This is a genomic window from Providencia sp. PROV130 (genome assembly GCF_028482225.1).
Taxonomy (GTDB): domain Bacteria; phylum Pseudomonadota; class Gammaproteobacteria; order Enterobacterales; family Enterobacteriaceae; genus Providencia; species Providencia rettgeri.
This window is the reverse complement of record NZ_JAMPQC010000022.1, coordinates 116595-138675: the sequence shown is the minus strand read 5'-3', so window position 1 is coordinate 138675 and position 22081 is coordinate 116595. Positions and strand designations below refer to the sequence as shown.

The 22081-nt window shown below is 41.2% G+C and carries 22 protein-coding genes; 15 read left to right on the top strand and 7 right to left on the bottom strand.

All coding sequences use genetic code 11. The features are described from left to right. The first annotated feature begins 140 nt into the window (after positions 1-140). Together PSF28_RS15705 and mdtD are read left to right on the top strand one after the other, a co-directional pair. Positions 141-839: a FadR/GntR family transcriptional regulator gene (locus tag PSF28_RS15705; protein ID WP_210835525.1), complete on the top strand. Its 699-nt coding sequence runs from the start codon at positions 141-143 to the stop codon at positions 837-839. 47 nt (positions 840-886) lie between these two features. After that, positions 887-2290 (top strand): multidrug transporter subunit MdtD, encoded by a 1404-nt coding sequence (gene mdtD / locus PSF28_RS15700; protein ID WP_210835523.1) that lies wholly within the window; start codon positions 887-889, stop codon positions 2288-2290. Here the strand turns inward: mdtD and rbsR are convergent. The 6 genes from rbsR to rbsD form a co-directional block, all read right to left on the bottom strand. After that, positions 2287-3288: a ribose operon transcriptional repressor RbsR gene (rbsR, locus tag PSF28_RS15695; RefSeq protein ID WP_210835517.1), complete on the bottom strand. Its 1002-nt coding sequence runs from the start codon at positions 3286-3288 to the stop codon at positions 2287-2289. The two genes, mdtD and rbsR, sit on opposite strands and share 4 nt — an antisense overlap. Before the next feature lie 3 nt (positions 3289-3291). Then, the gene (gene rbsK, locus PSF28_RS15690) at positions 3292-4221 is read right to left on the bottom strand and encodes a ribokinase (RefSeq protein WP_210835515.1); all 930 of its coding nucleotides are present in this window, start codon (positions 4219-4221) and stop codon (positions 3292-3294) included. Between the two features lie 80 nt (positions 4222-4301). Then, a complete protein-coding gene (gene rbsB / locus PSF28_RS15685; RefSeq protein WP_210835513.1) occupies positions 4302-5192 on the bottom strand; it encodes a ribose ABC transporter substrate-binding protein RbsB in 891 nt (296 codons plus the stop codon). Positions 5193-5210: 18 nt separating this feature from the next. Next, complete coding sequence (gene rbsC / locus PSF28_RS15680; protein ID WP_272685317.1) at positions 5211-6173, bottom strand: ribose ABC transporter permease; 963 nt, start codon at positions 6171-6173, stop codon at positions 5211-5213. Beyond that, entirely contained in the window at positions 6170-7684 is a 1515-nt protein-coding gene (gene rbsA, locus PSF28_RS15675; RefSeq protein WP_272685316.1) for a ribose ABC transporter ATP-binding protein RbsA, read from the bottom strand. The genes rbsC and rbsA overlap by 4 nt, the downstream gene beginning before the upstream one ends. A 7-nt stretch (positions 7685-7691) precedes the next feature. Next, a complete protein-coding gene (gene rbsD / locus PSF28_RS15670; RefSeq protein WP_004906713.1) occupies positions 7692-8111 on the bottom strand; it encodes a D-ribose pyranase in 420 nt (139 codons plus the stop codon). A gap of 282 nt (positions 8112-8393) precedes the next feature. Here rbsD and ravA point away from each other — a divergent pair, with 282 nt between their 5' ends. Further along, positions 8394-9911 carry an ATPase RavA gene (gene ravA, locus PSF28_RS15665; protein WP_210835507.1) on the top strand — a complete coding sequence of 506 codons (1518 nt, stop codon included), beginning with the start codon at positions 8394-8396 and terminating at the stop codon, positions 9909-9911. A 2-nt stretch (positions 9912-9913) separates the two neighbouring features. Beyond that, complete coding sequence (viaA, locus tag PSF28_RS15660) at positions 9914-11371, top strand: ATPase RavA stimulator ViaA (protein WP_272666408.1); 1458 nt, start codon at positions 9914-9916, stop codon at positions 11369-11371. Here viaA and asnA read toward each other — a convergent pair whose 3' ends face one another. Then, the gene (gene asnA / locus PSF28_RS15655; protein ID WP_272685315.1) at positions 11372-12364 is read right to left on the bottom strand and encodes an aspartate--ammonia ligase; all 993 of its coding nucleotides are present in this window, start codon (positions 12362-12364) and stop codon (positions 11372-11374) included. It abuts the gene before it with no gap. 161 nt (positions 12365-12525) lie between these two features. Here asnA and asnC point away from each other — a divergent pair, with 161 nt between their 5' ends. The 11 genes from asnC to atpG all read left to right on the top strand — a co-directional run bounded on the left by asnC (position 12526) and on the right by atpG (position 22073). Then, on the top strand, positions 12526-12987 hold the full coding sequence (asnC, locus tag PSF28_RS15650; RefSeq protein WP_004906728.1) for a transcriptional regulator AsnC: 462 nt from the start codon (positions 12526-12528) through the stop codon (positions 12985-12987). 91 nt (positions 12988-13078) lie between these two features. Further along, a complete protein-coding gene (gene mioC, locus PSF28_RS15645; RefSeq protein ID WP_272685314.1) occupies positions 13079-13519 on the top strand; it encodes an FMN-binding protein MioC in 441 nt (146 codons plus the stop codon). Between the two features lie 377 nt (positions 13520-13896). Continuing rightward, on the top strand, positions 13897-15786 hold the full coding sequence (mnmG, locus tag PSF28_RS15640) for a tRNA uridine-5-carboxymethylaminomethyl(34) synthesis enzyme MnmG (protein ID WP_272685313.1): 1890 nt from the start codon (positions 13897-13899) through the stop codon (positions 15784-15786). Position 15787: 1 nt separating this feature from the next. Beyond that, complete coding sequence (rsmG, locus tag PSF28_RS15635) at positions 15788-16408, top strand: 16S rRNA (guanine(527)-N(7))-methyltransferase RsmG (RefSeq protein ID WP_210835502.1); 621 nt, start codon at positions 15788-15790, stop codon at positions 16406-16408. Positions 16409-17009: 601 nt separating this feature from the next. Continuing rightward, positions 17010-17387 carry a F0F1 ATP synthase subunit I gene (gene atpI / locus PSF28_RS15630; RefSeq protein WP_004906317.1) on the top strand — a complete coding sequence of 126 codons (378 nt, stop codon included), beginning with the start codon at positions 17010-17012 and terminating at the stop codon, positions 17385-17387. A 33-nt stretch (positions 17388-17420) separates the two neighbouring features. Further along, positions 17421-18239: a F0F1 ATP synthase subunit A gene (gene atpB, locus PSF28_RS15625; RefSeq protein ID WP_004906738.1), complete on the top strand. Its 819-nt coding sequence runs from the start codon at positions 17421-17423 to the stop codon at positions 18237-18239. A gap of 48 nt (positions 18240-18287) precedes the next feature. After that, the gene (gene atpE / locus PSF28_RS15620; protein ID WP_004093904.1) at positions 18288-18527 is read left to right on the top strand and encodes a F0F1 ATP synthase subunit C; all 240 of its coding nucleotides are present in this window, start codon (positions 18288-18290) and stop codon (positions 18525-18527) included. 58 nt (positions 18528-18585) lie between these two features. After that, positions 18586-19056, top strand: coding sequence for a F0F1 ATP synthase subunit B (gene atpF, locus PSF28_RS15615; protein ID WP_004906301.1), 471 nt, complete (start codon positions 18586-18588; stop codon positions 19054-19056). 12 nt (positions 19057-19068) lie between these two features. Next, entirely contained in the window at positions 19069-19602 is a 534-nt protein-coding gene (gene atpH, locus PSF28_RS15610) for a F0F1 ATP synthase subunit delta (RefSeq protein WP_004906300.1), read from the top strand. A gap of 14 nt (positions 19603-19616) precedes the next feature. Then, positions 19617-21158: a F0F1 ATP synthase subunit alpha gene (gene atpA / locus PSF28_RS15605; RefSeq protein ID WP_004906297.1), complete on the top strand. Its 1542-nt coding sequence runs from the start codon at positions 19617-19619 to the stop codon at positions 21156-21158. A gap of 51 nt (positions 21159-21209) precedes the next feature. Next, the gene (gene atpG, locus PSF28_RS15600; RefSeq protein WP_004906741.1) at positions 21210-22073 is read left to right on the top strand and encodes a F0F1 ATP synthase subunit gamma; all 864 of its coding nucleotides are present in this window, start codon (positions 21210-21212) and stop codon (positions 22071-22073) included. Positions 22074-22081: the final 8 nt, after the last annotated feature.

Below are 22081 nucleotides of genomic sequence, written 5' to 3'. Positions count from 1 at the left end.
CGTTTTTATTTTGTTCGTGTTTTTTTTAGCCAAAAAGGCATTTATAAGTTAAATTTGGTCTGTGGATTGACTATTTCAGCAGCAATTGTACATCTACTCACGTAATATATGTATCTAAGAATTATGCTTTGAGATGAATTATGGAATTAAGTAAGCAACAAACAGCCTCACAAAAAAATCGCTCTTATATTATTGCAGAAAATCTTGGACAGTTGATTTTAACCAGCACCTATTTACCAGACTCCATTTTACCTAGCGAATTAGAATTATCAGAACAATTCCAAGCAAGTCGAACAGCTATAAGAGAAGCAATAAAAATATTAGCAGCAAAAGGCATGGTATTAGCACGCCCCAAAATAGGCACCCGTGTTATGCCTCCTTCAAATTGGAATTTTTTAGACCAAGATCTCTTAACGTGGTGGTCTAATAGTGAAGAGCAATCTGTTGTAATGAAGCACTTTAAAATCGTTCGACTCGCAATAGAACCTCAAGCTTGTTACCTTGCTGCTATACATGCAACAAAAGAACAAAAACAGTCATTACAACTATTAGCCAGTGAAATGCAGTTACTCGCCAAAGAATTTGATAGAGCACATTGGGTAAAAGTTGATTATCATTTCCATTTAACTATTTATAAAGCTTGTGCCAATCCTTTTCTAATTTCTTTTGCTAATTTATTCCGTTCAATTTATCAGCGTTACTTTGATGTCATTACTAATAATGAGGTTATAGAGGTCGAAATTCATCAACAACTTGCCAATGCAATTATTCATGGTAAAAGTACAATAGCACTCGACCTTTGCTATAACTTACTAACAACTACCCAAAAGCAAGACTAGTAAAACAATATCCCATTGAAGCTTTCATTTATTTGTATAGGTAACTGATGTTCAAAACAGCAAAAAATATGTCTGGCCTTCCATGGATTGCGGCAATGGCCTTTTTCATGCAAGCGCTCGATGCCACCATTTTGAATACGGCTTTACCCGATATTGCAAGAAGCCTTGATCACTCACCGCTTGCAATGCAATCAGCTGTAGTTAGCTATACGCTTACTGTTGCGCTATTAATTCCTGTAAGCGGCTGGTTTGCTGATAGATTTGGTACAAGACGTATATTTATTCTAGCGGTTTCCTTATTTTCTCTTGGTTCATTACTTTGTGCCCTTTCGCCATCCTTAAATTTCTTAGTAACCTCTAGGGTTATTCAAGGTATTGGTGGGGCAATGATGATGCCAGTGGCTCGTTTAGCCTTAATAAGGGCTTACCCTCGAAGTGAGTTACTACCAATATTAAATTTTGTCACTATTCCAGGTTTAGTTGGCCCAATATTGGGGCCTCTGTTAGGCGGTATCTTAGTAACCTATGCAACTTGGCATTGGATATTTATTATTAATATTCCTATAGGTGTTTTAGGTATTTTTTATGCCTTAAAACATATGCCCGACTTTAAAATGCCAAAACGTAAATTTGATACGCTCGGATTCTTATTGTTTGGTTTTGGCTTAGTCATGCTATCTGTTAGTTTAGACTTATTTGGTGATAAATCCCTCCCTGCCTCTGTTCCTGCAATTATTGTCTTAGTGGGTTTTCTCTTCTTATTTATTTATGTTCTTCACGCAAGGCGAGTTAAGCATGCAATAATCCCACTAAATCTATTTAAAACACGCACTTTTTCTATTGGGATCAGCGGTAATATCGCAACACGCTTGGGAACAGGCAGTATCCCATTTTTAATGCCATTAATGTTGCAGGTGGGTTTTGGTTATGAAGCCGTTGTGGCGGGAATGATGATGGCGCCACTTGCAATTGGTTCAATCACTGCTAAGTCGGGCGTTACTCGGATCCTGACTAAATACGGCTACCGTAATACATTATTTGTTATCACTATAATTATTGGATTAATGATCGCACAGTTTTCCTTGCAATCACCAAGTATGTCGATTTACCTGTTAATCGTACCTTTATTTATTTTAGGAATGGTGATGTCAGTGCAGTTCACTGCAATGAATACTATTTGCTTGGCTGATTTAACAGACAATAATGCAAGTGCGGGAAATAGTATGTTAGCTGTGACTCAGCAACTATCGATAAGCTTCGGTATTGCAGTCAGTGCTGCAATCTTAAACTTCTATGGTGGGCAACCTAATAGCAATACGGTCGATAATTTTCACTACACTTTTATTACCGTTGGTGTCATTACGCTTATCTCAGCTTTTGTCTTCTTATTATTAAGTAAGACAGACGGTGATAATTTAATAAAAAATAAAACCAAAAAAGCGAAGAATTAATATTTTTTAACCGATTGGCGCTCAATTAGCTCAGGGGTAAGAACCAAAACGCTTGCCTTTGCCTCTGGGTTATCCATACGATAAATAAGTTGGTCAACAGCCTGTTGGCCTAGCTTATCTTTTGGCTGATGAATTGTTGTAAGTGGTGGGATCATATAAGGCGAAAGATCGATATCATCATAACCAATGATTGAAATATCATCGGGCACTTTCAAGCCCTTTTGGTATATCGCTTGATAAGCTCCCACCGCCATCGCATCATTACCTGCAAAAATAGCCTCGGGAGGGGTAGGTAAGCTAAGCAATTTATTCATTGACTCAAACCCACCAGCAAATTCAAAATCACTGAAAATGATATAATCATCATAAATATTAATGCCGCCATCAGTCATGGCTTGAATAAAACCTTGATGACGCGCTCTTGCTGGTGATTTATCTTGAGGCCCTGCAATACATGCAATACGGGTGAAACCTGCTTTAATAAGGTAACGAGTGGCTATTTCCCCACCAAGAAAAGAGTTATCTTGAATAATGTCTCCATCTGACTCGAATGGAGACCAATCCATCATAACCGTTGGCACAGCGGGGTAACGAGCCAAAACATTTTTTGATGGCCCCTGTACTTCAGTGCACATAATCAGTAACCCATCAACACGCTTTTGTAGCAATGTTTCTAAGCTATGATTCATTCGCTGAAGGTCGCCTTCAGTGTTGCACAAAATCAAACTATAACCGCGTTCGTAGCAACTACGTTCTACACCCCGCACTACCTCAGCGTAGAATGGGTTATTACTTGTTGTCAGTAACATCCCAATCGTATTCGTACGATTCATTTTTAAACTACGAGCCAGCGCAGAAGGGGCATAATTTAACTCTTCAATCGCATTTTTAACGCGTACGGTAATGCTCTCGCTGACATAGCGATTTTGATTAATAACGTGAGAGACGGTGGATGTCGACACCCCCGCAAGGCGTGCCACATCTTTCATTGTTGCCACAAGTTAATCCTGTTGAGTCAAAAACTGGTCAATTTCTTTACGCCATGGAACAGAGGGTTGAGCTCCAGGGCGAGTCACCGCTATCGCTGCTGCCGCATGGGCAAAAATAATCGCTTCTTCGTCAGCCTTACCTTCCAGCAGTGCAGTAACGTAAGCCCCATTGAATGTATCACCTGCGGCAATAGTATCCACTGCTTTTACGCGAAATGCAGAAATTATTTTACCTTCTGCACCTTTTTCACTATACCAAACACCTCGAGAACCGAGTGTTATCATCACTTTACTGATGCCTTTTTGATGTAAGACTTCAGCCGCATCCTGAGCACCTTGATTATCATTAACCGCAATGCCTGTTAAATGTTCAGCTTCTGTTTCATTTGGTGTGATGATATCCACTAATGATAATAATGAATCAGGTAAGGATTGAGCTGGCGCTGGGTTCAAAATGACTATTGTATTGTTTTTCTTCGCTATTTCAGCCGCCATTTGTACTGTTTCAATGGGAGATTCCAATTGCATCAATACCGCATTCGCTTCCACAATTTTTTGCTGATAATCGCCTAACCTTTCCTTGGTAAGTTGCGCATTTGCACCTGCATTGATACCAATCGTATTTTCCCCTTGTTGATTCACATAAATGAGGGCGACACCTGTCGTTTCACCTTCAATGGCATCAATACATTCGGTTTTAATGTTATCGAGAGATAACTGTTTTTTTATACTCGCCCCAATATCGTCATCACCAACACAGGCAATAAATGTTATGTCAGCACCACTGCGACCAGCAGCAACAGCTTGGTTAGCACCTTTCCCACCAAACGCAACTTGGTAATGATCACCCCTAACTGTTTCACCCGGTTGAGGGAAATGCTTAACATTTAATATATGATCAGCATTGATACTACCGAGAACCACCAGCTTTGCTGTACCCATAACGTTTATTTCCTTTTTTGATGACCCAATGAATTGCAAACTAAAATAAACCGCCGCAGTATACCGCGGCGGTTTTTATCTTATTGTTTTACCACTAATTCCAATTCAACCGGAACCGTTGAATCCACTTTTTCGCCTTTTAAGACTTTATCTGCAATCTGTACACCAACAATTCCAATTTGGTCTGGGCGCTGTGCAATGGTTGCACCTAATTTTCCGCCTTCAACAGCTTTGATACCATCATTTGTTCCATCAAAACCGACAACCAGAACATCGGTACGGCCTGCGGTTTGCAGAGCTCTTAATGCCCCTAATGCCATTTCATCATTTTGTGCAAATACCGCTTGAACAGCTGGATGTGCCGTTAACAAGTTCTGCATTACGTTCAAGCCTTTTGTTCTATCGAAATCAGCCGGTTGGCTCGCCAGTAAATTGAATTTGTGCTCTTTCGCACCGGTGTTAAAACCTTCACCGCGCTCACGTGCGGCTGATGTGCCTGAAATGCCTTCTAATTGAATAACTTTAGCCTCACTGCCTGTTTTTTGTGCAATGTAGTCAGCGGCCATCTTCCCGCCCATGCGGTTATCAGAAGCTACATGGCTGACAACTTCACCTTTGTTAGCCGCTCTATCCAAAGTAATTACGGGTATATTCGCTTTATTCGCCATTAATATTGAGTTACCCACCGCATCTGAATCTGTTGGGTTAATTAACATTAATTTTGTACCGCGAACGGTTAAATCTTGTACGTTTGCTAACTCTTTGGCTGGGTTGTCTTGAGAATCTAAAACAATCAGCTCATAACCGAGTTTATCCGCTTCTTTTTGTGCGCTGTCTTTCATCGTCACAAAGAATGGATTATTCAATGTAGAAATTACGAGTGCAATGCTATCTTTCGCCATCGCATTGACACTCACCGTTGCACTCAATGCAACGGCAGATAACAGTGTTGCTAATTTATTCAGTTTCATAATCGTTTTCCTGTAGGGTTACTTTTTATTATCAACAAGCACAGCAAGTAAGATGACGACAGCTTTCACAATCATCTGATAGTTTGACGAAATACCGAGTAAATTTAAGCCATTATTTAAGAAGCCGAGGATCAGGGCACCTATAAGTGTTCCAACAATGCGTCCTTTCCCCCCTGCTAGGCTTGTACCACCGAGTACTACCGCAGCGATAGCATCCAATTCATATCCATTACCAGCCATTGGTTGTGCGGAAGATAAACGGGCAACTTCGATCACGCTAGCCAAAGCGGCTAATAGGCCACATAAGGCATACACAATGATTTTAATACGATCGACATTAATACCAGAAAGGCGGGTTGCAGCTTCATTACCCCCTAATGCATAGATGTAACGACCCAAACGGGTGTGATGCAACATATACCATGCAGCAGCAAATACGATGATCATTAGCCATACGGGAGTAGGAATGCCAAATGGACGGCCAATACCAAACCAGCCAAACAAGTCGGCGTTATCACTAAACCCTGTATTAATTGGGCTACCATCGGTGTATACACGAGTAACACCGCGCAGTAATAACATCATGACTAATGTCGCAATAAAAGCTTGGACTTTTCCTTTTGCAACAATCACGCCTGTACATGCGCCAATTGCGGCACCTAACGCCAACGCCCCCGCAACAGCCACTAACGCATTCACGTCAGCACTAACCATTGAGGCAGCAACTGCGCCCGTTAAGGCTAATAAGGACCCAACTGAGAGGTCAATTCCTGACGTTAAGATAACTAATGTCATTCCAACGGCCATAATGGCATTAACGGAGGTTTGTTGTAAGATATTGAATAGGTTATTAACCGTAAAAAAATTCGGGCTTAATGTTGATACAATGGCAATCAAAACTAATAGTGCGATTAATGATTTTTGCTCCATCAGCCATGCTTTGCTGAACCAGCGTTTTGATGATGCGGTAGTTGAACTCATGCTGATAACTCCTTAAATGAGCCGTAATTTTTACCCACTGCGGCAGCCATTAAGGCTTCCTGAGTCGCGTCTTTAGCAGAAAATTCGCCGCTGATATGACCTTCGTGCATAACAAAAATACGGTCACTCATTCCTATTACTTCAGGCATTTCTGAAGAAACTAAAATGATACTCAGCCCTTCTTTCTTAAATTGATTAATTAGTTGATAAATTTCTTTTTTAGCACCAACGTCAACACCTCGCGTTGGCTCATCAAGGATCAATACTTTTGGCCTTGTCATTAACCCACGTGCAATGGCCACTTTTTGCTGATTACCACCGGAAAGATTGCCAATAATTTGATCCATAGAAGGGGTTTTAATATTAAATAAGCGAATGAAATCACTCACAGTTTGCTGTTCTTCCCCATGTTTGAGGCTGCCACCAGCGCGGCTAAAATAACGTAATGCTGTCAATGACATATTTTCTTTCACTGACATACCTAATACTAATCCATCACGTTTACGATCTTCAGAAATATAGACAATACCGTTAGCTAAGCCGTCTTGAGGCGTTTTTAGTGTGATTTCTTTACCATCAAGAGTGATAACCCCTGTTTTCTTTGCTGCTGCACCATAAATGATTTTCATCAGTTCAGTACGCCCAGCCCCCATCAAGCCAGAAACCCCTAAGATTTCCCCCGCTTTCAAGGTAAAGCTCGCATCAATAACACCGGGGCCAGATATATTTTGTAATTGCAGACGGATACTCCCTTCAGGCACATCAACTCTTGGATACTGGTCTTCAAGTTTACGACCAACCATCATTTCAATGAGTTTTTCTTCTTCTAATTCGCTCACGGGTTTCTCACCAATAAACTGGCCATCGCGAAACACCGTTACATCGTCGCAAATTTCAAAAATTTCTTTTAAACGATGGGAAATATAAACAATACCGCAGCCTTGAGCTTTTAAGTCTTCGATAACTCTAAATAAGGATTCTGTTTCCGTGTCGGTTAACGCATCTGTGGGTTCATCCATAATAATGACTTGTGATTGAAAGCTCAGGACTTTAGCGATTTCCACCATTTGTTGTTCGCCGATAGAAAGCTCTGCAATAGTTTGATGGCTATCATAATCAAGGTTAAGCCGTTTAAGCAGTTTGTCAGACTCACTGAACATTTTTTTCCAGTCAATTTTGCCAAACGCATTAACATACTCTCGACCAAGAAAAATATTCTCTGCGATGGTTAATTCAGGTATTAAATTAAGTTCTTGGTGGATAATCCCTATTCCTGCTTCTTGGGAGCTTTTAGGGCCGTTGAATGCGACTTCTTTACCTAAATAGCGGATTTGACCGGCATCTTTTTTATAAATACCAGTTAGCACTTTCATCATGGTTGATTTGCCAGCCCCATTTTCCCCCACCAGCGCCATGACTTTTCCTGGGTAGACATTTAATGTCGCCCCATTTAGGGCTTTTACCCCTGGAAATGATTTATCGATCCCAATAAGTTCTAATAAAGGTTGCATAATCACCTCAGAAAGTCACACCAGAACAAAGAATAATGTTAGCGAACGGTGAACATTCTCCAGTGCGGATCACCGCTTTACTGTCATGAGTCAGCTGTTTAAAACGTTCATGGCTGCAATAAATAATTTCAATCGTATTATTTTGGGTGACTTCTAACTGTTGTAAGTGAGCTAAAATAGCGTCTTCCATTTGAGGGTTAATGGTACTGATTTCCTCCGCTAGAATGGCTTTTTCGACTTGCATCTCTTGAGTAATAACACTTAAAACTGACATGAAATCGGGTAAGCCTTGTGTAATCGCTAAATCAATACGCTCCGTTCCTTGAGAAATAGGCAAACCGGCATCAGCAAGCGTTATTTGATCCGTATGACCTAACTTGGCAATTACAGAGGTAACGTTGGCATTAAGTAAAACACCCTTTTTCATTTTTCACCGCCATTCTAGTAAGCGAAACGTTTCGCTCATGTAATCATAGTAAAGATAAGTCACAACTCAATATTGATAGTTGATATTTGTGATCAGTATCGAAACGTTTCGTTCTCATTAGAAAAGCTTAAAAACAATAACTTATTGAATCACTTGTAGCTGAATCGTTTTTTCTTATTTATTGGGGCATATCAAAGAAAAATGGAAAAATAGGTCGCAGTATGTAATAAAAGAAATTGATAGTTTTGATATCAACGCCTCTATTAATAAAAGGAATGAATAATGCAGCTTGCTGAACGAATTGCCCAATTAAGCAATTACCTTGAAAGCGGTTTATATGAACGCCAGCAGGCTATTCGTTTGTGCTTATTAGCCACATTAAGCGGCGAAAGCGTATTTCTATTAGGCCCTCCGGGTATTGCCAAAAGCTTGATTGCACGAAGAATGAAATATGCTTTTCGTCAGGCAAATGCTTTTGAGTACTTAATGACGCGATTTTCAACACCTGAAGAAATATTTGGCCCTCTTTCAATACAAGCGCTAAAAGATGAAGGCCGATATGAACGATTAACTAAAGGTTATTTACCTGACGCTGAAGTCGTATTCCTTGATGAGATATGGAAAGCAGGCCCTGCCATCTTAAATACTTTATTAACCGCGGTAAATGAGCGCAAGTTCCGTAATGGTGATGAAGAAAAATCCATCCCGATGCGGTTATTAGTCACAGCATCAAATGAGTTACCTGATGCAGATAATAGCCTTGAGGCGCTATTCGACAGAATGCTTGTACGTATTTGGCTGGATAAAGTGCAAGAAAAACAAAATTTTCGCGCACTATTAACAGGAAAATCATCGCTGAATGAATCTCAAATGCCAGAACATTTAAAAATTAGCGATGAAGAGTACCAACAATGGCAACAAGAAATTCCCAAAATTACGCTACCCGATCACTGTTTTGAACTTATTTACCAATTACGCCAACAATTAGATGCTACAGATAAACAACTTTATGTTTCCGATAGGCGCTGGAAAAAAGCAGTTTACCTATTACAAGCAAGTGCTTTCTTTAATGGTCGCAACAGCGTATCTCCTCTAGATCTTGTGTTATTAAAAGATTGCCTCTGGCATGACATGCAATCGATGAAGACTTTACCGCAACTATTACAGTCATTATTACAAGATGATGGCTGGCAGCAGCGAAAGTTGACTCGAGAAATAGAGCAGATTTATCAGCAATGGATGTCATCGACCCAAGACCAAAACAACCAAGACGCATTTAAAGTCAATAAAAACAATGCGATGTTTGCTCGTAAAGCGTCATATGTACTGCCCGAAAATATCAGTGACGGTCGAATTACCCTGTTTTTACATCGTCCACTGCAACTACATAATATGAAAGTGACTTTTGTAACTACTGATAAAAAATCACTGATAACGTTCTTAAATAAAGGAACGACACTATCCGCTCACCTAAATGGGATTGGTTTTGCACAAGACATTGCCGCTGAAGTGAATAATTTAAACCAAATACAGTTATTAGATGTAAGTCATCAATCATCTACTTTATATATTCAAGATAAAGCCTCATCACTCGTGCCAAATACAAATAACCAAGAATGGCTAGACAAACTAGATAAAATTCAAGAAGAAGTTCAAGCCGCACGCTATCAGTTTGAAAAACAGCAGCCCAACTTATTTATTGAATCACACTGGCTTGCAGATATTGAACAAAGCTTCATGAAACTCACGGAAAAACTAAGCCAATTACGTAACCAAATCACAGGTAAAGTGGCTGAATAACGATGATGAGTTTAGCCACACTAGAAATGCTACTTTCGGTTAATGAAGGTCAATTAATCGAGGAGATAATTATATCTTTGCTAGCAACTCCTCAATTGGCGGTCTTTTTTGAAAAGCACCCTAGATTAAAAAAAGCGTTACTAAAAGATTTATCCGGTTGGAAAAAAGATCTCAAACAGCGTATGCAAGATGCGCTCGTTCCAGCTCAACTTTCGGAAGAATTTGAGCTTTATCGTCAATCTCTTGGCATTTCAACCGATGCCTTTTTTATCCAATTACCGAGTGTCATAGCAAAACTTCACCAACTGGACTCCCCTTTTTACCGTGAGGCACATCAGTTACAGAGTGGAAAAATAGAAAATCGTAGTGCAAGGCAATCACTGTTTGTACAAAAATGGCGAGTCAGTTTAATTTTACAAGTGACGACTTTACATAAAGAAATGTTAGAACAAGAAAAAGAACAATTGCTGGCGGAACTACAGCGCCGATTAGCACTAAGTGGCAATTTAGAGGATATCTTAGGTGAAAATGAACGTGCTGCTGGCCGGTTGTGGGATTTAACCAAAGGTGTGAACATGACTTCAGCTTATAATGACCAATTATTAAGCCGATACAGTGAATTTTTACGTCAGCAACCTGAATTAGAAAAAATAGCCCAATTATTAGGCCGTAGCCAAACTGCGCAAGCAATCCCTGATGATAGCGTGGTGCTAGAACCGATGACTATCATGGAAAAAGTGCCTGAGACTGTTCCTGAGCAAGTTAATGGCTTAAATCAAAGTGACGATATTTTACGGTTATTACCTGCAGAACTCGCTATGTTAGGTCTTGAAGATATTGAATTTGAGTTCTATCGAAAATTACTTGAAAAACAGCTTCTAACTTATCGATTACAAGGAGATAGCTGGCAAGAAAGGAAAGTTCTTCGCCCAATAACACATCACCATGATGAAGAACAACCGAGAGGTCCATTTGTTGTATGTATTGATACTTCCGGTTCGATGGGCGGTTTAAATGAACGCTGTGCAAAGGCTTTTTGCCTCGCATTAATGAAAATTGCGCTGGCGGATAACCGCTCATGTCATGTGATGTTATTTTCCACAGAAATTGTGCATTACGATTTGCTTTCTATTGATGGTCTAGAGCAATGTATTCGATTTTTACATCAAACATTTAAAGGTGGGACTGATCTTGCGGCTTGTTTGCAAGAAACAGCAATAAAATTGGAATCAAAGCAGTGGATAGATGCAGATGCCGTGGTGATTTCTGATTTTGTTGCTCAGCGTTTACCTGATGAGTTGATTCAAAAAATAAAAACCATGCAGAAGAAAGGTAAATACCGCTTCCATGCGGTATCTGTGTCAAATTATGGGAAACCCAGCATCATGAAAATCTTTGACCATATTTGGCGTTTTGATACTGGGTTAAAAAGCAGGTTGTTACGCCGCTTTAGTCGCTAATTACAGCATACCTTCAACAGATTCTTGCATTTCAGCACCCCATACACCACATTGCACTTGGCCAATGTGTTGGCGTTGAAGAAGTAGCATGACTAAGCGTGACTGGCCAATGCCACCACCGATAGTTTGTGGCATTTCGCCTTTGACTAACGCTTGGTGCCATTCTAATTCCATACGTTTTTCATCATCAGTTAACTTTAATTGGCGGGTCAAACACTCTGGACTTACGCGAATTCCCATTGACGAAAGCTCAAATGCGTCCTGTAAAACAGGGTTCCACACAATGATGTCGCCGTTCAAACCACAAAAACCGTCTTCATTTTTTGTTGTCCAGTCGTCGTAGTCTGGCGCACGAACATCATGTGATTCACCACTAGATAGCTTACTACCGATACCAATTAAGAATACTGCACCTAATTCTTTCGCGATTGCCCGTTCACGCCCTTTCGCATCTAAATCAGGATAGCGCTGTAACAATTCTTCACTGTGAATAAAGTGGATTTGGTCTGGCAGGAACGGTGCCAACCCAAACTCTTTACTTACGGCAGCTTCTGTTTCTTTTATTGCTTTATAGATTTTACCCACTGTCTGCTTCAGATAAGGAAGTGTACGTTCCTCATCTGCCATCACTTTTTCCCAATCCCACTGATCAACATAGACGGAGTGGATTGGGGTTAAGCGATCCTCGTCCGGACGCAACGCTTTCATATGCGTGTATAGACCTTGGCCTTTACTAAAACCGAAACGCCCTAATGTTTTACGTTTCCATTTAGCCAAAGAATGAACCACTTCAAAGGTTGCACCTGGAATTGATTTCACTTTTACTTGAACGGCTTTTTCACTGCCCGATAAGTTGTCTTGAGTACCATCCCCTAAACGGCTTAGGATTGGTCCTTGAACTTCAATTAACCCTAATTCTTTTTCAAGTAAACGTGAGAAATACGATTTCACAAAACTAATTTGTTGCTGATGTTCGATAAATGACTTGTCCATAATTTATTCCCATAATTTGTTAGCTGTGTTAGCTGATGTATAGATTAAGCAACAAAATGAGGTATAAATTCAATATCCATCATTAAAAAAAGCCTTTACTGTTTATTTTGAATAAAAAAACAGGTATAAAAATGATGAATCGTTAAAATGGAGGTGAAATAATGCCGGAAAATTATCAAATCGATAATCTCGATCGTGACATACTTCACGAATTAATGGGAAATGCGCGCATACCGTATGCTGAATTAGCAAAAAAATTCGCTGTTAGCCCCGGAACAATTCATGTCCGAGTCGAAAAAATGAAGCAAGCAGGAATTATTAAAGGCACGCGTATTGATATAAACCCAAAACAATTAGGTTTTGATGTTTGTTGCTTTATTGGCATTATTTTAAAAAGTGCAAAAGATTACCCAACCGCACTAAAAAAATTAGATGCCTTAGAAGAAGTTGTCGAGGTGTACTACACAACAGGGCAATACAGCATTTTTATTAAAGTCATGTGCCGTTCTATCGATTCTTTACAAGACGTACTTATCAACAAAATTCAGACCATTGATGAGATACAATCCACAGAAACACTGATCTCCTTACAAAACCCGATCTTACGAACAATCAACCCGTAGAAAAAAAATGATATAACCACATTATCCACAGGTAGATCCCAGCTCATTCACAGCGTACAATAGCGGCCTATTATTGTGAAAGAGAATCACCATGACAAAAGTAACCTTAATAAGTGGCAGTACAATGGGCAGTGCGGAGTATGTTGCCGAGCACATGGCAGAGATTTTAGAAGAACTCGGTCATGAAACTGAAATTCAACATGGCCCAGAGCTTGATGACTTAACACTTGAAGGTATATGGCTGGTGGTGAGCTCAACACATGGTGCAGGTGATCTACCTGAAAATATTCAACCTCTTTTTGATTCAATAGAAGAAAACGCCCCTGATCTAAGCGAAGTCCAATTTGGCTCTGTTGGGATCGGTAGCTCTGAATATGACACTTTCTGTGGAGCGATCCACAAAATAGATGCTTTATTAATCAAACAAGGGGCTAAAAGGATCGGTGAATGTTTGGAAATTGATGTCCAACAACACGAAATACCGGAAGATCCCGCTGGGGAATGGGTTAAAATTTGGGCAAACGAACTCTGATTTGATTAAAATACCAGCAGTCCGCTGTGGATAACTCAGGGAAGATCCCGGTATTAACCCGTAGTTATCCAGAGTATAAGTTTTTAGGCTCCCAAGGCCTGTGTATAAGTACCCATTTTGATCCCAGCTTATACGCAAATGGATCACGGATCATTCACAGTATATGATCCTTTACAGTTTTATGATCTTTAACGTGAAAATCCACTTATCCACAGAAACCGGTGATCCTAATAAAAGATCTAATAAAGAGATCTTTAAATAAAAAGATCTTTATATTATATAAGGGGGAAACCTAAAGCTTGGTCTCTTCCTCAAACTTGAGTAGAATTCTCTCCTCAAATGCACAATTCGCATTTTCTAACGTTTAAGGTCCACACATGTTTTATCCAGAGCAATTTGACGTCATCGTAATTGGTGGTGGTCATGCCGGTACTGAAGCAGCAATGGCAGCTGCACGTATGGGGCGTCAAACCCTATTACTGACTCACAATATTGATACATTGGGCCAGATGTCTTGCAACCCAGCCATCGGTGGGATCGGTAAGGGACATCTGGTTAGAGAAATTGATGCCCTAGGTGGTCTAATGGCCATAGCTACAGACAAAGCAGGTATTCAATTTAGAACATTAAATGCCAGCAAGGGGCCTGCTGTTCGTGCAACCCGAGCACAAGCTGACCGTGTTCTGTATCGCCAAGCTGTCAGAATGGCTTTAGAAAATCAGCCTAATTTAATGATTTTCCAACAACCCGTAGAAGACTTGCTTGTTGAAAACAATCGAGTTACTGGGGCAATTACCCGCATGGGCTTAAAATTTAAAGCCAAAGCTGTGGTATTAACCGTTGGTACTTTCCTTGATGGCAAAATTCATATTGGTTTAGAAAATTACAGTGGCGGTCGTGCAGGGGATCCTCCTTCGATTTCACTCTCTCAACGTTTGAGAGAATTGCCTTTACGTGTTAATCGTTTAAAAACAGGAACACCACCACGTATTGATGCAAGAACTATTGATTTCAGTCAGTTAGCTCAACAGCTAGGTGATGACCCAATGCCCGTTTTTTCATTTTTAGGTTCACAAGATCAACATCCACAACAGATGCCTTGTCATATCACCTATACCAATGAAAAAACCCATGATGTGATCAGAAATAACTTGGATCGTAGCCCTATGTATGCAGGGATTATTGAAGGGATCGGCCCACGTTATTGCCCTTCGATCGAAGATAAAGTCATGCGTTTTGCAGATAAAGACTCACATCAGATCTTCTTAGAGCCAGAAGGCTTAACCAGCAATGAAATTTATCCTAACGGGATATCCACCAGCTTACCATTTGATGTTCAAATGCAAATTGTTCATTCCATGAAAGGAATGGAAAATGCAAGGATCATTCGCCCTGGTTATGCTATCGAGTACGATTTCTTTGACCCTAGAGACCTAAAACAAACGCTGGAGAGTAAATTTATTGATGGTTTATTCTTTGCTGGCCAAATTAACGGTACAACAGGTTATGAAGAAGCCGGGGCTCAAGGGCTATTAGCGGGCCTTAATGCTGCACAACATGCCTTTGGTTTAGACGGTTGGTTTCCTCGTCGTGACCAAGCTTATATTGGCGTTCTCGTTGATGATCTTTGTACTTTAGGGACAAAAGAACCTTACCGTATGTTTACTTCACGTGCGGAATACCGTTTGATGCTTCGTGAAGACAATGCCGATTTACGACTCACTGAAAAAGGCCGAGAGTTAGGCTTAGTTGATGACGTACGTTGGGCTCACTTTAATAAAAAAGTTGAACTGATTGAAAAAGAACGTCAACGCTTAAAAGATATTTGGGTTCATCCTAAATCAGACAACCATACTGAGATAGATGGAATTTTAACCGTTCCATTATCGAAAGAAGCAAATGGGGAAGATTTACTGCGTCGTCCAGAAATGACGTATCAAATGCTAACCTCGCTCAACCTGTTTGCCCCAGGGATTGACGATCCTCAAGCTGCGGATCAAGTGGAAATCCAAGTTAAATACGAAGGTTATATCGCTCGCCAAAAAGAAGAAATCGAAAGACAACTGCGTAATGAAAATACCTTGTTGCCTGTTGACCTCGATTACAAACAAGTTAAAGGGTTGTCGAACGAAGTGATGGCGAAACTGAACGACCATAAACCGACATCTATTGGTCAAGCATCACGAATTTCAGGGATCACGCCTGCGGCAATCTCTATTTTACTTGTTTGGCTGAAGAAACAAGGCATGCTACGCCGGAGCGCTTAACATGGATTTATTATCGAAACTTAATCAATTGCTAGCAAAAACCGATATTGATTTAACGGAAAAGCAAAAACAGCAGTTAGTTGACTATGTTGGGTTATTAGCTAAATGGAATAAAGCCTATAACCTGACTTCGGTACGTGACCCACAACAGATGTTGATCCGTCATATCATGGACAGCATAGTGGTGAACGGTCAACTCAACGGAACAAAATTTATTGATGTAGGAACGGGGCCAGGCTTACCTGGCGTTCCTTTAGCTATTGTTCGTCCTGATTCCCATTTTGTTTTACTGGACAGCTTAGGAAAGCGCATACGCTTTTTAAAACAGGTTCAACATGAACTAGGGCTAACGAATATCGAACCTGTTCAATCACGTGTTGAAGAGTACCCGGTTGAAAATGGTTTTGATGGGGTGATTAGCCGCGCATTTGCTTCACTGAACGATATGCTGAGTTGGTGCCATCATTTACCGTCATCTGATGGGCGTTTTTATGCGCTTAAAGGCGTCATTCGTGATGATGAAATAGCGCTACCAGAAGGTTTTGTGATTGAATCTATCACAGAGCTTGAAGTGCCTGAACTTGATGAACAGCGCCATTTAGTTAAAGTTTCTATAAAATAAAGTTGCTTTCTGTCAAAATATTTTGTCTTTTAGAGCGATAGTCGGTGTGTTACAAAGCACCGGCTATTCTTGTTTTTAGCTAAAGAATAAATATTTATATTTCACGTGTTATTTACATGGAAATAACGAATAAGTTTCAAAAATAAGGTGTTGAAAGAAAAAATATAAGGAAATTGGCAATTTTTACTTAATCGATTTAGCTAGATAAATAGTTAATAGTAAAATATTTGATTTATCACTTTTAAATTTAACTTAAAAATCTGCTTCTTTAATTGTTTGATTTACAGATTAAATCTATTTTTTGTTGTCAGTAAAGTTGAAAGAATAAATAAAGAGAATAAAGCTAAATGTGATATTTATCACATTAATGTGAATATATGCAGCAATTCATTAACCATTTATTAATTATTACAGCGACAATTCTGCGCCAACTCGAAAAAATTAAATATTTATTCACCTTTTCGCTACTTACTGATTGAATTCATTTCGCCTGCCCGTATAATTTGCACGTTTTTGTCTCTTGACACATTTACGCAAAGGCAGTTTTATACAACACTTAGCGTTTCTGAGGCTGAGAAGAGCTGGGAGTAAACAAAAAGTTATGTCTGTATCCCTTTATGACAACAAACACGCTGCAAAGCAGTTGTCTGTTCAGTTTATAACTTTAGTGATCCTCAGTGGGGCTTTCTGTGCAAATAGTATAGAATGGGGGGCCTCTGCTCTTGCTGGTGGGTTAGCATGCTGGTTACCAAATATCGTATTTATGCTGCTAGCACAATTTCAGAAAGCAAAAGGAGAGGATGAACCTGTCCGCATTGCCTGGTTCTTAGCATTAGGAGCAGGGCTAAAGGTTGTTACAACTATCGCTGTCTTAGTTGTTGCTTTCGGTGTGTTCAAAGCGTCATTAACACCACTGGGTTTGACCTATTTAGCGGTGCTAATTGTTCAGATTGTTGCACCAGCCGTTTTTAAACGGTAAGTATTTTTAAACTACAAAAGGGTAAGAGGCATCATGTCTGCATCAGGAGAAGTGATGACTACAGAGGATTACATAGGCCACCATCTGAGAAACCTTCAGTTGGACCTGAGTACCTTTAAGTTGGTCGATCCCCACGCTAGTCCAACATTTTGGACGTTGAACATTGACTCGCTTTTTTTCTCGGTAGTTCTCGGGGCTCTGTTCCTGTGGCTATTTAGAAGAGTTGCAGTTAATGCGACTAGTGGCGTACCCGGTAAGTTACAGACTGCAATAGAACTGATCATTGGTTTCGTTGATAACTCAGTCCGTGATATGTATCACGGCAAGAGCAAAGTTATTGCTCCTTTAGCATTAACGGTGTTCGTCTGGGTATTCTTAATGAACCTAATGGATTTACTCCCAATTGATTTCCTTCCGTATATTGCTGAGCATTATCTCGGGTTACCTGCATTACGTGCAGTACCAACCGCAGATGTTAGTGTCACATTATCGATGGCTATTGGTGTGTTTATCCTAATCCTCTTCTACAGCATCAAAATGAAAGGAATTGGCGGATTTACAAAAGAGCTCACAATGCAGCCTTTTAACCATCCTGTCTTCATTCCAGTCAACTTGATTCTTGAAGGGGTAAGCCTGCTGTCAAAACCTGTATCACTCGGTCTGCGACTGTTTGGTAACATGTATGCAGGTGAATTGATCTTTATTCTTATCGCGGCTCTGCTACCGTGGTGGTCACAGTGGTTGTTAAGCCTACCTTGGGCTATCTTCCACATACTGATTATTACGCTACAAGCCTTTATTTTTATGGTTCTGACGGTTGTCTATCTGTCGATGGCATCTGAAGAACACTAATTTAATTTTATCAATAATTGTATTAACTGAAACAAACTGGAGACTGTCATGGAAAACCTGAGTATGGATCTGCTGTACATGGCTGCCGCTGTGATGATGGGCTTAGCGGCGATCGGTGCTGCGATCGGTATCGGCATCCTAGGTGGTAAATTTTTAGAAGGTGCTGCTCGTCAGCCAGATTTAATTCCTCTGCTGCGTACACAGTTCTTTATCGTAATGGGTCTGGTCGATGCTATTCCGATGATTGCTGTTGGTCTGGGCTTGTATGTAATGTTCGCTGTTGCCTAATTAACGTTACGGAACACTGTAAGAACATTAATTCACTAATGAATATGAGGTATTGTCTGTGAATCTAAATGCAACAATCCTCGGCCAGGCTATCGCGTTTGTCCTGTTTGTTTGGTTCTGTATGAAGTATGTATGGCCACCGATTATGGCGGCCATTGAAAAACGTCAAAAAGAAATTGCTGACGGTTTATCTTCCGCAGAACGTGCTAAAAAGAACCTGGAACTGGCGCAAACCGACGCAACCGACCGACTGAAAAAAGCGAAAGCTGAAGCTCAAGTCATCATTGAACAAGCGAATAAACAACGCGTTCAAATGATTGATGAAGCAAAAGCAGAAGCAGAAGCAGAACGTGCAAAAATCGTCGCGCAAGCGCAAGCTGAAATTGATGCTGAGCGCAAACGTGCACGTGAAGAGTTACGTAAACAGGTTGCGATGCTTGCTATCGCAGGTGCCGAGAAGATTATCGAACGTTCCGTGGATGAAGCTGCTAACAGCGACATCGTTGATAAACTAGTCGCTGAACTGTAAGGAGGGAGGGGCATGTCTGAAATTGCTACTGTAGCTCGCCCCTACGCCAAAGCAGCTTTTGACTTTGCTGTGGAAAACCAAGCTGTTGCTAAATGGCAGGAAATGCTAGCCTTCACCGCTGAGGTGACGCGCAATGAACAGGTTGGGGAGCTGCTTTCTGGTTCTATTGCACCAGAAACATTAGCTAAAACGTTTATCTCTGTTTGTGGAGATGAAATTGACGAGCATGTTCAGAATCTGATTCGTGTTATGGCAGATAACGGGCGTTTAACGACGCTGCCAGAAGTGTTGACGCAGTTTATCCAATTGCGCGACTCTCTGGAATCAACCATTGAAGTTGATGTGATTTCTGCTAACGAACTGAGTGAACAGCAGTCAGCTAAAATTTCTGCAGCGATGGAAAAACGTCTGTCACGCAAAGTTAAGCTGAATTGCAAAATTGATAAGTCTGTTATTGCTGGAGTGATCATTCGTGCTGGAGACCTCGTTATTGACGGGAGTATCCGCGGTCGCTTAGAGCGTTTAACTGACGTCTTGCAGTCTTAAGGGGACTGGAGCATATGCAACTGAATTCCACCGAAATCAGCGAACTGATCAAACAGCGTATTGCTCAGTTCGATGTTGTGAGTGAAGCTCACAATGAAGGTACGATTGTATCCGTTAATGACGGTATCATTCGTATTCACGGTTTAGCCGAAGTCATGCAGGGTGAAATGATCGCACTGCCTGGCAACCGTTACGCTATCGCACTGAACTTAGAGCGTGACTCTGTTGGTGCGGTCGTTATGGGTCCTTATGCCGACTTGGCTGAAGGCATGAAAGTTAAATGTACTGGTCGTATTCTTGAAGTTCCAGTAGGCCGTGGCCTGCTAGGACGTGTTGTGAATACACTGGGTCAACCAATTGATGGTAAAGGTCCTGTTGATAACGATGGCTTCTCTCCTGTAGAAGTTATTGCGCCAGGTGTTATCGACCGTCAATCCGTTGATCAACCAGTTCAAACTGGTTATAAATCAGTCGATGCCATGATCCCAATCGGTCGTGGTCAGCGTGAGCTTGTTATCGGTGACCGTCAAACAGGTAAAACTGCTTTGGCTATCGATGCAATCATCAACCAACGCGACTCAGGCATCAAATGTGTGTACGTGGCTATCGGCCAGAAAGCATCTACCGTTTCTAACGTAGTTCGTAAACTGGAAGAGCACGGCGCACTGCAAAACACTATCGTTGTTGTTGCTACAGCATCTGAATCAGCTGCTCTGCAATACTTAGCGCCATATGCTGGTTGTGCGATGGGTGAATATTTCCGTGACCGCGGTGAAGATGCTCTGATCGTATACGATGACCTGTCTAAACAGGCTGTTGCATACCGTCAAATCTCACTGTTGCTGCGTCGTCCACCAGGACGTGAAGCTTACCCTGGCGACGTTTTCTATCTGCACTCACGTTTACTTGAGCGTGCTGCTCGCGTTAACGCTGAATACGTAGAAAACTTTACTAAAGGTGAAGTTAAAGGCAAAACAGGTTCATTGACAGCTCTGCCTATCATTGAAACCCAAGCTGGTGACGTTTCTGCATTCGTACCAACAAACGTAATTTCGATTACAGATGGTCAGATCTTCCTGGAATCTAACCTGTTTAACTCTGGTATTCGTCCAGCGGTTAACCCAGGTATTTCAGTATCTCGTGTTGGTGGTGCTGCTCAGACTAAAATTATCAAGAAACTGTCTGGTGGTATCCGTACCGCACTTGCTCAGTATCGTGAACTGGCAGCGTTTGCTCAGTTTGCTTCCGACCTCGATGACGCGACTCGTAAACAGTTAAGTCATGGTCAGAAAGTAACTGAACTGCTGAAACAGAAACAGTACGCACCAATGTCAGTAGCAGAGCAGGCACTGTCTCTGTTCGCGGCAGAACGTGGGTTCTTGGATGATGTTGAGTTAGCGAAAATTGGTGCGTTTGAAGCTGCTTTAGTTTCTTTTGCACAGCGCGAGCATGCTGACCTTATGAACGAAATTGGCCCGGCTGGTAGCTATAACGATGATATCGAAGGCAAGTTGAAAAAACTGCTCGAATCATTTAAAGCAACTCAGTCCTGGTAATACTATTCGGCCCAGTTCCTAGGGCCGTCTGGTTAATAAGGAGAAGCAGAAATGGCCGGCGCAAAAGAGATACGTTCCAAGATCGGAAGTGTACAAAATACACAAAAGATCACTAAAGCGATGGAAATGGTCGCTGCGTCCAAAATGCGTAAAACGCAGGAACGCATGGCGGCCAGCCGTCCTTATGCAGAAACCATGCGCAGTGTGATTGGTCACCTAGCGTTAGGTAATCTGGAATATAAACATCCATATCTCGAAGAGCGTGAAGTTAAGCGTGTCGGGTATCTGGTTGTTTCAACAGACCGCGGTCTGTGTGGTGGCTTGAACATTAACCTGTTCAAAAAACTATTAGCAGATATGAAGTCATGGTCTGAGAAAAACGTTCAGGTTGACTTGGCTTTAATCGGTTCTAAAGCGGTATCATTCTTCGGTTCTGTGGGCGGCAATGTCGTGACTCAAGTTACCGGAATGGGGGATAACCCAACGCTTTCGGATTTGATTGGTCCAGTTAACACAATGCTACAAGCCTATGATGAAGGGCGTTTGGATAAACTGTATGTGGTGACGAATAAGTTCATCAATACAATGTCTCAGGAGCCAACTATTCTTCAGTTGTTACCATTGCCTGCAAGCAATGATGAAACACTGAAGAAGAAGTCTTGGGATTACATTTACGAACCCGATCCTAAGGCGTTGCTGGATACCCTGCTACGTCGTTATATCGAGTCGCAGGTTTATCAGGGCGTCGTTGAAAACCTGGCTAGTGAGCAGGCCGCACGAATGGTAGCGATGAAAGCCGCTACTGATAATGGTGGAAACCTGATCAAAGAGTTGCAGTTGGTTTACAACAAAGCTCGTCAGGCCAGCATTACTCAGGAGCTTACCGAAATCGTTTCGGGTGCTTCCGCGGTTTAACAGCTAGG

Excerpts from the sequence above, each read along its gene's own strand:
- mnmG (WP_272685313.1), top strand. The coding sequence starts at position 13,897 with ATGTTTTATCCAGAGCAATTTGACGTCATCGTAATTGGTGGTGGTCAT.
- ravA (WP_210835507.1), top strand. The coding sequence starts at position 8,394 with ATGCAGCTTGCTGAACGAATTGCCCAATTAAGCAATTACCTTGAAAGC.
- rbsD (WP_004906713.1), bottom strand. The coding sequence starts at position 8,111 with ATGAAAAAGGGTGTTTTACTTAATGCCAACGTTACCTCTGTAATTGCC.
- asnC (WP_004906728.1), top strand. The coding sequence starts at position 12,526 with ATGCCGGAAAATTATCAAATCGATAATCTCGATCGTGACATACTTCAC.
- atpG (WP_004906741.1), top strand. The coding sequence starts at position 21,210 with ATGGCCGGCGCAAAAGAGATACGTTCCAAGATCGGAAGTGTACAAAAT.
- atpA (WP_004906297.1), top strand. The coding sequence starts at position 19,617 with ATGCAACTGAATTCCACCGAAATCAGCGAACTGATCAAACAGCGTATT.
- viaA (WP_272666408.1), top strand. The coding sequence starts at position 9,914 with ATGATGAGTTTAGCCACACTAGAAATGCTACTTTCGGTTAATGAAGGT.
- atpB (WP_004906738.1), top strand. The coding sequence starts at position 17,421 with ATGTCTGCATCAGGAGAAGTGATGACTACAGAGGATTACATAGGCCAC.
- rbsK (WP_210835515.1), bottom strand. The coding sequence starts at position 4,221 with ATGGGTACAGCAAAGCTGGTGGTTCTCGGTAGTATCAATGCTGATCAT.
- rbsB (WP_210835513.1), bottom strand. The coding sequence starts at position 5,192 with ATGAAACTGAATAAATTAGCAACACTGTTATCTGCCGTTGCATTGAGT.
- atpH (WP_004906300.1), top strand. The coding sequence starts at position 19,069 with ATGTCTGAAATTGCTACTGTAGCTCGCCCCTACGCCAAAGCAGCTTTT.
- rsmG (WP_210835502.1), top strand. The coding sequence starts at position 15,788 with ATGGATTTATTATCGAAACTTAATCAATTGCTAGCAAAAACCGATATT.
- PSF28_RS15705 (WP_210835525.1), top strand. The coding sequence starts at position 141 with ATGGAATTAAGTAAGCAACAAACAGCCTCACAAAAAAATCGCTCTTAT.
- rbsC (WP_272685317.1), bottom strand. The coding sequence starts at position 6,173 with ATGAGTTCAACTACCGCATCATCAAAACGCTGGTTCAGCAAAGCATGG.
- rbsA (WP_272685316.1), bottom strand. The coding sequence starts at position 7,684 with ATGCAACCTTTATTAGAACTTATTGGGATCGATAAATCATTTCCAGGG.
- mioC (WP_272685314.1), top strand. The coding sequence starts at position 13,079 with ATGACAAAAGTAACCTTAATAAGTGGCAGTACAATGGGCAGTGCGGAG.
- mdtD (WP_210835523.1), top strand. The coding sequence starts at position 887 with ATGTTCAAAACAGCAAAAAATATGTCTGGCCTTCCATGGATTGCGGCA.
- asnA (WP_272685315.1), bottom strand. The coding sequence starts at position 12,364 with ATGGACAAGTCATTTATCGAACATCAGCAACAAATTAGTTTTGTGAAA.
- atpI (WP_004906317.1), top strand. The coding sequence starts at position 17,010 with ATGTCTGTATCCCTTTATGACAACAAACACGCTGCAAAGCAGTTGTCT.
- atpE (WP_004093904.1), top strand. The coding sequence starts at position 18,288 with ATGGAAAACCTGAGTATGGATCTGCTGTACATGGCTGCCGCTGTGATG.